Here is an 11,388-nt window from a genome sequence, read left to right as displayed (position 1 = left end):
CCGGCCCACCCTGAACCTGCAAACCCCAGCCAACCGGCTCAACGAACTGCTGCTGGCAGCCTAAACCCCAGCGTTGCCCCGACTACTTGACTCCGCCCGGGTTTTGGCGACAACAACTGCCAGTCAGTTGGGGAGGGGCGATCACCGGCTGGCGATCGCAGCTTCGATGTAGTGTTCCAGCGGCTTCAGGGCCGGCTGCGACGACGGATCCCGCACCGCATCTGCGCCCACGGCGTTCGCCACTGCCAGCGCGCTTCCATAATCCAGCTCCGAACGAAGAGCCAGCACCAAGGCGGCGCAGAACGCGTCCCCGGCGCCGATGGTGTTGGCGACGTCAGACACAGGCACTCCCGGGGCCTCGGCCACGCGCTGGCCCTGTTCATAGATCGCCGCCCCGTCCTTGCCATACGTCACCGCCACAAGGCGAGCTTCCTTGAGCTCCGGGATCAGCTCGTACTCGGTCTCGTTCACGATTACGAGGTCGCAGCGTTCCAGCAGCTCAGGGATCAGGGGCGCGGCCGGCGCGGCGTTGAGCACAAAATAGCCACGAGTGGCCCGCGCAGCATCCAGCACCACTGCCTGGTCAACCTCGAGCTGGCATAGAACGGCCTCGTCCTCCGCGAAGGCAACGCCGGAAACGGAGACCTCGCCATTTGCTCCCGGACATACGACGATCTGGTTTTCGCCGTCACGGTCCACGAGCACCAGGGCAGTCCCGGTCGCAGCATCAACACGCGCGACATCCCGAGTGTCGACCCCGGCGGCAGCCATCGCCTCAAGAAGGTGGCGTCCGGCATCGTCGTTTCCCACCGCCCCAACCATCCGGGACCTGCCGGCAAGGCGCGCTGCTGCCACTGCCTGGTTGGCGCCTTTGCCGCCGGGCTGCTGGCGCAGGACGGCGCCGCCGATGGTTTCGCCGGGGGAGGGGAGTCTCTCGGCCGTTGCCGTGATGTCGAGGTTGATGCTGCCCACAACTGTGAGGGCAGGACGGAGGAAGTCATTCATGGGAATTCCTTAGCAGGGAGGGCCGTGCCGACGAGGCTAGGCGGACTGGATGACGGAGAGGTGGCCGGCCTTGGCCGCCACAAGGCATTTTGCGAGGTAGAACGGGGCGCCGCTCCGGCGGACGTACTGCGTGAGGACGAGCACCGGGTCCGAGGGCCGCAGGGCGAGGAGCTTCGCTCGGCTCGGACCCGCGGTGCTCAGGCTGATTTCGCACTCGCCAGGACCGAGAGCCTGCCCCGGAAGCCCGCTGAGGACCTCGAGCAGGGTTTGGGCCGCAAGGGTCTTGCGGACGGCGAGCTCAGCAGCTGAGGCGAGCTGGTCGACGTCGGACCCGGCACCTGTGCCAGAACCTGCAGGCGCGTGCTCCTGCAGGTGGGCTATCGGCTCGCCATTGCGAATCAGGACGCTCTCCCACAGCCAGCATTCCTCGCCGGGCTCGACGCTGATGCCAGGGGCGACGAATTCCGACGCCGGCTGCAGCTCGGTTAGGACGCGCTTCACCTGCACGTCGTGCTCAGAGCCGCCGAGTAGCTGGTCGAACGGCCGGATTTTCTCGATGCCGATGCGGGGGAGGGAGTCTGCAACAAAGCGTCCGACGCCGCGACGCGCCCTGGTGAGGCCGTCTTCCTCGAGCAACATCAGAGCTTCCCGGATCACGGTACGGCTGACGTCCATCATGATGCCCAGTTCGGTTTCGGTGGGCAGCAATGACCCCGGAGGCAGCAGCCTGGTGCGGATCGCTTCAGCAATCCGGGAGTAGGCAGCCACCCGCAGGGGTTGCCCGGGCTGGGGCGTGATAGGTCGGGACAGGAACTGGACGGCGTTGTCGCTCACGAGGCCTCGCTCAAAATCGGTTACCGCACACTGTACCTCAGAAGTTGCACAGGCTCGTAATACATGCTTGTATAACAACTCACATCTCAAGGCGTCGCGTTGTTTCAACCACCCGCGCCATCGGACAAAGGAGTTTGATGTGAATATCCCAACCGCAGAGCAGCCAAAAACACTCGAACAACAGGCAACCCAGCCGGCCACGCAAACGGCAACCCAGCCCGCTTCGCAGGCGGCACCCCAGCCCGCTACGCAAGCGGCACCACAGGCCGCCACCCAGCTCGGCGGCCGCCGCGCCGCCGTGCTGATCACCACGCTGATCCTCGCCGTCCTGTCCTTCCAGCTGAACGCCAGCATGGTCACCCCGGCCCTTCCGCACATCGGCGCCTTCTTCGGTGAGAGCCCAGAAAGCGTCGCCCAGGTCCAGTCGATGTTCTTCCTCGCCGGCGCCATTGCCGGCCCGGTCATCGGCCGCTGGAGCGACTTCATCGGCCGACGCACCGCTCTGCTCCTGGTGCTGGGCATCATGGGCGCCGGAACGATTCTCTGCATCGTTGCTCCGACGCTGCCCATCCTCGTCACCGGCAGGTTCCTGCAGGGCGTCTCCAGCGCAGTCTTCGCCCTGTCCTACATCGTGCTGAACGAGAACCTTCCGGCACGCCTGTTCGGCACCTCGGTGGGCATCATCGCCGCGGTCAATGGGGGCGTCGGCGGCGTCGACGGTTACTTCGGAGGACTCATGGCGGAGACCCTCGGGTTCCAGTCGATCTTCGTTGCTGTCCTCGTCCTGACCGTCATCGCCGTCGTCTGCGTCCTCAAGGTGGTCCCGAACGGTCGACCCGCCACCACCACCGGCAGCATGGACTGGTGGGGCGCCGGATCCCTGTCCCTCTTCCTGGTCTTCCTCACCTATTTCGTCTCCACGGGCTCGTCCGCAGGCTGGCTGTCCCCGGCCGCGCTTGGCCTCCTGGCCGGCAGCATCGCGGCTTTCACGGCCTTCTGGTTCATCGAGAAGAAGCGTTCGACGCCGCTGGTCGCCATCCATCACTTGCGCTCGCGTCAGGTCTGGCCGGTCATTGCGACGACGGTCCTCACCCTCGCGGGCATCTTCGCCATCATCAACTTCACCGTGGTCCTGCTCAGCCAGGACAGCGCGAGCGGCTTTGGCCTCAGCGCCTCACTGTCCGCGCTGCTGTTCCTTACCCCGGCGGCCCTTATCGGCGTCTTCGCGGCACCCCTCGCGGGCTGGATCGCCGACCGCCGCGGCTGGATCAGGACCGTCCGCCTGGGAACGGCAGCGAGTCTCGCCTGCGCCATTGTTGCGGCGCTCTTCGCCAGCAACCAACTCGCTGTCCTCATCGCCATCGCCGCCCTCGGCATCTTTTACAACGGCTTCTTCCTGACCTCCATCAACGGACTGTCCGTGCTGCTCTCGCCGAAGGAAGCCCCGGCGGCGTTGCCCGGAATCAACGGCGCGTCCTTCGGCATCGGAGCGAGCCTGGGCGTCGTCGTCGTTGCTCCGTTCGCGGGACTCGGGACCGCAGCCGGTTATTCGGCCGCACTCTGGATCTCGGTGTCCATCACGGCGGCCGCGTTCCTGGCGGGCCTGTTCATCGCCGCACCCAAGGGCGAAAAGATCTAGCGTCCGACGGCGGATGGGGTACCGGAGCGGCGCCGGTCCCCACCCGCCGTCGTTCGCCAAAGCACCCCCACCAACGCCGCAACACCTTTCAGCACTAACCCACGAAGCGAGAACCCAATGATTGAACAGCCCGCCAGCCCCTTCTTCCTCGACTGCGATACCGGCATTGACGACGCCCTCGCCCTGGCGTATCTGCTCGCCGCGCCGAATGCGGAGCTCGTGGGCATCGGGACCGTCAGCGGAAACATCAGCGCCGCCGGAGGAGCGCGGAACACCCTGGACCTGCTCCAGTTGGCGGGCCATCAGGACATCCCGGTCGCCGTCGGCGCTCATGACCCGCTGGTTGGCAGTTTCCGTGGCGGCGCCCCGCACGTTCATGGGGCGAACGGTATCGGCGAGGTGGAACTGCCGACGTCGAACCGCGAAACCGTCAGCGAGTCGGCCGCGGAACTCCTCGTCCGGCTGGCTAACCAGTATGCGGGGGAGCTGCGCGTCGTGCTCATCGGTCCGCTGACCAACATTGCCCAGGCCCTGCGACTGGAACCGAAGCTTCCGGAGCTGATTGCGGAGATCACCATTATGGGCGGTGCGGCCTCGGCCCCCGGCAACATCACCGCCGTCGCGGAGGCCAACATCGCCAACGATCCCGAAGCCGCCGCCGAGGTTCTCGCCGCGGACTGGGACGTCACGCTGGTGCCGCTCGACGTCACGATGACGAACGTCCTGGAGGAGGGCCATCGCCAGGAGCTGCTGGCCACGGACCACCCCATGGCCCAGGCGTTGGGTGGAATGCTCGGCTACTACTTCGGGTTTTACGTCAACCAGTTCGGCCGCGCCTGTTCGGCGATGCACGATCCCCTCGCAGCAGCGATCGCCGTCGGCGGTATTGAGGTGGCGATTGCCCCGATCGTCCATGTCGAGGTGGACACCACCGATGGTCCCGGCCGCGGCCAGACTGTGTGCGACCTGCGAGGACTGTACATGGGGTTCCCGGAGCAGCCCGGAGCGAGGTGCAGGGTTGTGCTGAGCCTCGCCGAGGAGTTCGCGCCGCACCTGCTGGAAACGCTGCAATCAGACTGGTTCCCGGAAGCGGCCGCCCAGAGCGTGAGCACACTCGACCAGGAGGAAGCAGTCCTCAGCGGCCGCTGACCCTTATCGCCCACTAACCCTGAGCAGGCCGTTCTCAAGGACGGCCTCGCGGGAGAGCGTCTTGTAGCCCTCCTGCTCGAACAGGACCGTGATCACGTCGTCTTCGTGCCGCATGACGACGCCGGGTCCCCACTCTTTGTGCTCGACGGCGGCCTGCAGGGGAAACGCCTCGTCGGAAGTGTCGTCGTCGTGATGCTCCTCCGCCCGGGAAGCGATCTTCGATTGGAGGCCCAAGGCGGTGTCCTCGCGAGAGGCTGCGGCGTCGCAGGCATCGCAGTTGCCGCATGGTTCGGGTAGCTCCTCGCCGAAGTAGCCCAGCAGGAACTGGCGCCGACAGGAATCCGTCTCGGCATAGCCGCGGGCCATCTCGATCCGCGAACGCTCGATGCGCTGCCGGGACTCGGCCCGTTCAAGGGCGAGCTCGATGACGTCGGACGGCTCGGCGCTTGCCTTGAGCCGGACACCCCGCCTACCGAAGGAGACCGCGCCCGTGTCCTTGAGCTGGTTGAGCAGGCCGGTGAGGCGCCGGCCGGGGAGACCCGTCCGCTCGGCGAGTTCCTTCTGCGAGACCGGGCCGCCGTCGTCGCGCAATGCCTCCAGCACGCTTCGCAGCGAGTCGGGGTCCGGCTTATGCGCGGCGAAGAAGCGGCGCAGGCCCAGGTCCTCGGCGCGATAGTGCAGCACGGCAAGGGCCGGTTCGCCGTCCCGGCCAGCGCGTCCGAGTTCCTGATAGTAGCTGTCGAGGGATTCGGGAATGTCGGCATGCAAGACGAAGCGGACATCGGGTTTGTCGATCCCCATGCCAAACGCGGTGGTGGCAACGACCACGTCGAGCTTGCCGTCCATGAAGTCATCCTGGACACGCTCGCGGTCCGCCTTTCGCCGGCCCGCGTGGTACGCCTCGGCCCGGATGCCACGCTTGGTGAAGTCCGCCGCGTACTGCTCTGTGTCCTTGCGTTTGGCGGCGTAGAGCAGGCCCGGGCCTTTGGCTTCGGCGCGCCCGCCGCCCACCAGCTCCGCCACCTGCTCGACGACGGCGCGTCGCTTCTGCGCGTCCTCGTGGTGCCGGATGACCTCCAGGCGGATGTTGGGCCGGTCGAATCCCCGCACCAGGACCAGCACGTCTTGCACGTCAGGCCGTCCGGTCATACCAAGCCGTTGCAGGATTTCCTCGCGGACGGGAGGGGAGGCTGTGGCGGTCAGGGCAGCGGTGGGTGGATTCCCCAGCCGCTTGCGCACCTCCCCAAGTGCGAGATAGTCGGGCCGGAAGTCATGGCCCCACGAGGATACGCAATGCGCCTCGTCCACCACGAACAGGCAGACGCCAAGCTTGGCCAGCCGCTCCACGGTGCCTTCCTTTGCGAGTTGCTCCGGCGCCAGGAACAGGAAATGTGCGTCGCCGCGCTCGGCCGCTTCCCAGCCCTCTTCCTGCTCGGACTCGCTGCGCGCTGAGTTGATGGCAACGGCAGCGTTTGCGCCGAGGGCTTCGTTGAGCCCGTCCAGCTGATCTTCCTGGAGGGCGATCAGCGGCGAGACGACGACGGCGGGACCGGGCTTTGGGGCATCCGACGTTGAGTTCGCCGCCGCTGGGCCATTCGACGTCGCAGACGCGCGGAGCAACAGCGCCGCAAGCTGGTAGATCGCCGATTTCCCGTAGCCCGTGGGCATTACCGCGAGGACATCTCGTCCCTCAACAAGGGAGTGAATACCGGCAAGCTGGCCTTCGCGGAGGTGCTCTAACCCCAAGGAATTCCGGGCAATCTCGCGAAGTCGTTCGTCCGTTAGGGAGCTCTGGCTGGTGGATTGTTTAGTCATGGCGGGCGGCTCCGGCAGCGTATACGTTGCGTTTCACAGTTGCGGCCGGACGGCTTCAGCCAGGACTTCCAGCGTAGCGCTTTTGCGCCGGGCTCAAGCCCTTAGTGTGGGGCGATAAGTCCGCTTACTATCTGCATCAAGCAGATCTAAACTCGCTGTATGGACTCAATCGCGGCGATCACCCTCGTGTTCACGGTCGCGGTGTTGTGGATGGTAACGGTTATCGTGCTGTTGGCGATGGTAGATCGCCTGGAACGGCGCGCGCTCCGAGCGGCACGGAAAGCGGCGAAACGGAAAGCCAAGCAGGAGGCCCACCCGGCCTAGTGACGCTGCCCACAGGCCCCTTACCGTTCTCCCGGGCAACCATGCCGCAGACTGGAGGGCGTGAAGAATTCTCCGCGAGCCGGCGTCGCTGTCGCTGCCCTCAGCATCGGGACGGCGCTGAATCCGCTGAACTCGTCCATGATTGCCGTCGCCCTGGTGGTGCTGCGTGCGGACTTCGGGCTCGACGCCGCCACCGTCACCTGGGTGATCACCTCGTTCTATCTCACCTCTGCGGCCGGGCAGCCGCTTATGGGCCGGCTGGCCGACCGCTTCGGGCCGCGCAGACTCTTCATCCTTGGCATGGGCGTGGTCGCCGTGACGTGTGTGCTTGCCCCGTTTTCGCCCAACTTCGCGCTTGTCTGCGTGGCCCGGGTCTTCATGGCGATCGGCACTGCCACCGCGTATCCCAGCGCGGTTGTCATGGTTTCGGCGCTCAGCAAACAAGCCAGCCTCAGCCCCACTCGACCCCTCGGCCGGATCCAACTGGCCAACACCTCCGCAGCGGCGGTGGGGCCCGTCGTCGGCGGCTTGCTGGTGGGGCTGATCGGCTGGCAGGCTCTCTTCGCGATCAATGTGCCGCTGGCGCTCGTGGCCCTGTTCGCGGTGCGTCGCTTCGCGCCAAACGACACGGGGATTGAGCGCGGGCGTGCCTCCGTGCTCCTGCGCGACTCCGACCTGCCAGGCATCCTGGGCTTCGTCGGATCGCTGACCCTGCTGATGATGGCGCTGCTGAATGTGCTGCCCGACTACCGCTGGTGGCTGCTCGCCGGATCCACCGTGCTGGCCGGGCTCTTCGTCCAGCCCGCCCTTCCTCGACGTCCGGCTGCTGGCCAGGAACCGTTCGCTGCTGCTCGTGTATGTGTGCTTCGCCGTCTTCAACGGGGTCTATTACTTTGCCTTCTTCGGCCTGCCGCAGTTGCTGCAGGAAGCCGCAGGGTACGACGCCGGACTGGTCGGCCTGCTCATGCTGCCACTCGCGACTATCTCGGCATTTTCGACGCCGTTGGCCGTCCGGGGCATCGAGCGGTACGGCGTGCAGCGGGTGCTGGTGTCCGGCGTCGTCCTCCTCGCGGCGGCCTCCGGCGCGCTGTGGCTACTGACGGCGTCGTTCGCGATCCCGCTGGTGCTGGCTCTGACCGCGCTAATGGGCCTGCCGTATGGGGTCGTCAGCACTGCGTCCAACCAGGGACTCTACCTGTCGGCTCGGCCGGAGGAACGAGGCGTTGCCGCAGGGATCTTCCAGACGTGCCGCTACCTCGGCGCCATCACCGCCACGGTGATAATCGGAATCTTCTATAGCAGCGGAGTGAGCCAGGAAAACTGGGGCCGGATGGTTGCTGTCATGCTGGGGCTGGGCGCCGTCGTCTTCGTGCTGTCGCTGCTGTGGCGGGAACGGAAGACAGCGTAGCCGCAGACCACAAAAAACCTTCACCCGTGCTCCCAAGAGCCTTGTACTTATGACGTATGTGCTGCAGTGTTGTTAGCGCTAACTAATGCTGCTGACTCTTCGAAAGGCACCACCTTGCCGTACCCCACAGACAGCGTCCTCTTCGGCGCAGCCTACTACCACGAGTACCAGCCCATGGAGCGGCTCGAAGCCGACATGGACCTGATGAAGCAGGCGCACTTCACGGTGATTCGCGTGGGGAGTCGGTCTGGTCAACGTGGGAGCCGGAGAACGGCGTGTTCGACCTCGAATGGCTCCAGCCCGTCCTTGATGCAGCCTATGCAAGGGGCATCAAGGTCATCCTGGGAACGCCCACGTACGCGGCGCCGCCGTGGCTCGCCCGGGCGTACCCGGAGATCAACGCCCAGCGTTCAACGGGGAAACCGATCGGCTGGGGAGCCCGCCAGGAGATCGACTACACCCATCCCGCCCTCCTCTTCCACGCCGAGCGCATCATCCGGAAGGTCGTGGCCCGCTACGCCGGGCACCCCGCCGTCGTCGGTTTCCAGGTGGACAACGAGCCGGGCAACGAGATCTTCTTCAACCACGGCGTTTTCCAGCGCTTCGTCGAGCGCCTGCGCAAGCAGTACGGAACCGTGGAGAACATCAACCGCGAGTGGGGCCTGACGTACTGGTCGCACCGGCTGTCGGACTGGGCGGACCTGTGGACGCCGGACGGGAATGTGCAGCCGCAATACTCGCTCGCGTGGCGGCGCTTCCAGGGCGAGCTCACTACGAGCTTCATTCACTGGCAGGCCGACGTCGTCCGTGAGTATGCGCGCGAGGACCAGTTTGTGACCACCTGCATTTCGTATGAGCGGCCGACCGTCAAGGACGACGACCTCACCTCCAAACTGGATGTCACCGCGGGCAACCCGTACTACCGGATGCAGGACTACCTGGCCCTGCCCGCTCCCGCTCCCACCAAGCAGGGCTGGACCACGGAGGGAACGTGGTCGCTGTATGCGACGGCGGACCGCATGTTCTCCTCCAAGCAGGCGCCGTTCCTTGTCACGGAGACCAACGCGCAGGCGATCGGCCCTGACCACCACAACGAGCCGGCCTACGATGGGCAGTGGCGCCAGGCCGCCTGGGCGCTGGTCTCCCGCGGCGCCACGATGATCGAATACTGGCACTGGCACACCCTGCACTTCGGCGCTGAGACGTTCTGGGGCGGCATCCTGCCACACAGCCTGGAGCCGGGTCGCGTCTACGAGCAGATCAAGGCGCTGGGCGCGGACTTCGCAGCTGCCGGTGAGCTGGTGACCGGACTGACCCCGGATGCAGACATTGTGTTGGTCTATTCGAACGACACCAAGTGGGCGCTGCAGGAGTCGCCCCAACTGCCGCTCCCTGATGGGTCGGCAGACCCGCGGTCTTTCCAGACCATTTTTGACTCCTTCTATAGGGGAGCTTTCGACGCCGGACTGCAGTCACGCTTGCTGCACCCCAGCCAGATGGTCGCCTCCGATCCGGGGGAGTACGCGGCCGCGCACCCTGTTCTGGTGGCCGCCGGCCTGGCCATTGCCTCGGATGAGGAGCTTGTTTGGCTTCGTTCCTATGCCGCCGCCGGGGGACACCTAGTTTTGGGGATTCGCACGGGCTACCAGGACGAGGAGGCCCGCGCGCGGCTTGAGCGCAAGCCCGCGCACCTTGATGAGGCCGCCGGGCTTTTCTACGACGAGTTCAGCACGCTTTCTGCTCCTATCGAGGTTGTAACGGCTGAGGGCTCGGGTTTTGCATGCAGCGCCGGTGCCGCGGGCACGCGCTGGATCGACGGCGTTCAGTCCCTTGGTGCCGAGGTGTTGGCTGGTTACGACCATCCGCACTTCGGGCGTTGGCCGGCTGTGACGACTTCTTTGCACGGTGACGGGCGCATTACCTATGTGGGCACGGTTCCGACGAGGCACTGGCTCGGGACATTGCTGAATGGGCTGTTCGCGAGCAGGACATTAGCGAGTGGCGCCCGAACTCCGCCTCACAGACCGTCACTGGCGCCACAGCGAGGAATGGGGACCACCTGCGCTTCATCCACAACTGGTCCTGGACACCGGGCAGCTTCAAGCTGCCCGGGGCGGCCCGGGATGTGATCTCGGGGGAGTACATGAACTACGGGGATGTGCTGGAGCTGGGAGCGTGGGATGTGAGGGTGCTGGTGGAGACTGACGCATAGAATTGGTGGTTGAGCCTGTCGAAACCCGATTTCGACAAGCTCAACCACCCGCCGTCGTCCCTTACGTGTACAGCAGCGAGCCCGGTGTCGTGAGCTTTTCGCCCGTCTCCAGCCAGGTCTTGAGGCCGGAGAGGATCATCGGCCAACCGCCGTAGAGTTCCTCGTTGGCGCCTTCGCGGAGCTGGTCATGGGTGACCGTGAGGTGGCAGGAGTCGTCGCCCACCGGTTCGATTTCCCAAGTGATGCGCGACGTGCCTTCGGCCTTGACGTCGTCGCTCCACAGGGCACGCATGGTCTGGACGAGGCGACGCGGGGGATCGACTTCAAGGTTCTCGCCTTCACCGAGGGGGCCGCCGCCGTCGGGAGCCATCTCGAAGCGGGACCCCGGTGTCCAGTCCGACTGGATCCGCATGCCGAACTGGTACTTGCTGCGGATCTCGCTGTTGGTGATGGCTTCCCAGAGCCGTTCTGGGGTGGTCTTGATGTAGATTTCGAAGATCTTTTCCATGGGACTTTCCAATCTGGATTTGAGGTCGCTGAGGGCAGCGGCCCATGGTTCTGCGTATTTGCTCACCCAGCGGTCATGGATGAGGCGGATGGGCACCGGATTGAGGAAGTGGAGCTTCTCGCGGCCGCGCTTGCGGGTGACCACCAGGCTGGCTTCCTCAAGGATTCTGAGATGCTTCATGATCCCGAAGCGGGTCATGCTGAACCGCGCTTCGAGCGCACTCAGAGTCTGACCGTCCTCGCGGAAGAGCTCATCCAGGAGCTCCCTGCGGGTGGGGTCGGAGAGTGCCTTGAAAACGGCGTCCATGGAATTAACGATAGGTGACCATTTGATCACATGTCAACCCTTCCAATCGCTGTCCCTGCCAACTGACCGACAGTTGTTGTCGTTATTGGGGCTGATAACGACAACAACTGCGACCCAGTTGGGTGGGGCGGGGAAATAAAGCCGAGCCCTTGCGCGGTTAGGCTAAGCAGACCCGCGCCGGCTCAGGG

9 protein-coding genes and 1 pseudogene are annotated in these 11,388 nt (G+C 65.4%); 6 read left to right on the top strand and 4 right to left on the bottom strand.

Going from position 1 to position 11,388, the window contains the following annotated elements; translation table 11 throughout:
* Positions 1–141: 141 nt before the first annotated feature.
* Together J7E82_RS07895 and J7E82_RS07890 are read right to left on the bottom strand one after the other, a co-directional pair.
* Complete coding sequence (locus J7E82_RS07895; protein ID WP_214862065.1) at positions 142–1,005, bottom strand: ribokinase; 864 nt, start codon at positions 1,003–1,005, stop codon at positions 142–144.
* Between the two features lie 36 nt (positions 1,006–1,041).
* Positions 1,042–1,839 (bottom strand): GntR family transcriptional regulator, encoded by a 798-nt coding sequence (locus tag J7E82_RS07890; protein ID WP_214862064.1) that lies wholly within the window; start codon positions 1,837–1,839, stop codon positions 1,042–1,044.
* Positions 1,840–1,978: 139 nt separating this feature from the next.
* Between J7E82_RS07890 and J7E82_RS07885 the strand changes: the two genes are divergently transcribed.
* A complete protein-coding gene (locus J7E82_RS07885) occupies positions 1,979–3,478 on the top strand; it encodes an MFS transporter (RefSeq protein WP_308113697.1) in 1,500 nt (499 codons plus the stop codon).
* A 120-nt stretch (positions 3,479–3,598) separates the two neighbouring features.
* Positions 3,599–4,627 carry a nucleoside hydrolase gene (locus tag J7E82_RS07880; RefSeq protein ID WP_214862072.1) on the top strand — a complete coding sequence of 343 codons (1,029 nt, stop codon included), beginning with the start codon at positions 3,599–3,601 and terminating at the stop codon, positions 4,625–4,627.
* A gap of 3 nt (positions 4,628–4,630) precedes the next feature.
* Here the strand turns inward: J7E82_RS07880 and J7E82_RS07875 are convergent, their stop codons facing one another.
* Positions 4,631–6,442 (bottom strand): RecQ family ATP-dependent DNA helicase, encoded by a 1,812-nt coding sequence (locus J7E82_RS07875; protein WP_214862063.1) that lies wholly within the window; start codon positions 6,440–6,442, stop codon positions 4,631–4,633.
* A 159-nt stretch (positions 6,443–6,601) separates the two neighbouring features.
* On the opposite strand from J7E82_RS07875, the gene J7E82_RS07870 reads away from it, so the two are divergent.
* From J7E82_RS07870 to J7E82_RS20595, 4 genes and pseudogenes are all read left to right on the top strand, one after another.
* Positions 6,602–6,766 (top strand): hypothetical protein, encoded by a 165-nt coding sequence (locus J7E82_RS07870; RefSeq protein WP_214862062.1) that lies wholly within the window; start codon positions 6,602–6,604, stop codon positions 6,764–6,766.
* 60 nt (positions 6,767–6,826) lie between these two features.
* Positions 6,827–8,174 (top strand): annotated as a pseudogene (locus tag J7E82_RS07865) (MFS transporter).
* Positions 8,175–8,449: 275 nt separating this feature from the next.
* Entirely contained in the window at positions 8,450–10,303 is a 1,854-nt protein-coding gene (locus J7E82_RS21175) for a beta-galactosidase (RefSeq protein WP_308113695.1), read from the top strand.
* Positions 10,234–10,386 (top strand): Beta-galactosidase C-terminal domain, encoded by a 153-nt coding sequence (locus J7E82_RS20595; protein ID WP_308113699.1) that lies wholly within the window; start codon positions 10,234–10,236, stop codon positions 10,384–10,386. Before J7E82_RS21175 ends, J7E82_RS20595 begins: the two co-directional genes overlap by 70 nt.
* A gap of 61 nt (positions 10,387–10,447) precedes the next feature.
* Here J7E82_RS20595 and J7E82_RS07855 read toward each other — a convergent pair whose 3' ends face one another.
* Positions 10,448–11,200 (bottom strand): SRPBCC domain-containing protein, encoded by a 753-nt coding sequence (locus J7E82_RS07855; protein WP_214862061.1) that lies wholly within the window; start codon positions 11,198–11,200, stop codon positions 10,448–10,450.
* Between the last annotated feature and the right edge of the window lie 188 nt (positions 11,201–11,388).

Origin of the sequence: Arthrobacter sp. ISL-30, assembly GCF_018613855.1 — a bacterium.
In the GTDB taxonomy this organism is placed as follows: domain Bacteria; phylum Actinomycetota; class Actinomycetes; order Actinomycetales; family Micrococcaceae; genus Arthrobacter.
This window is presented reverse-complemented; position numbering and strand designations above follow the sequence as displayed.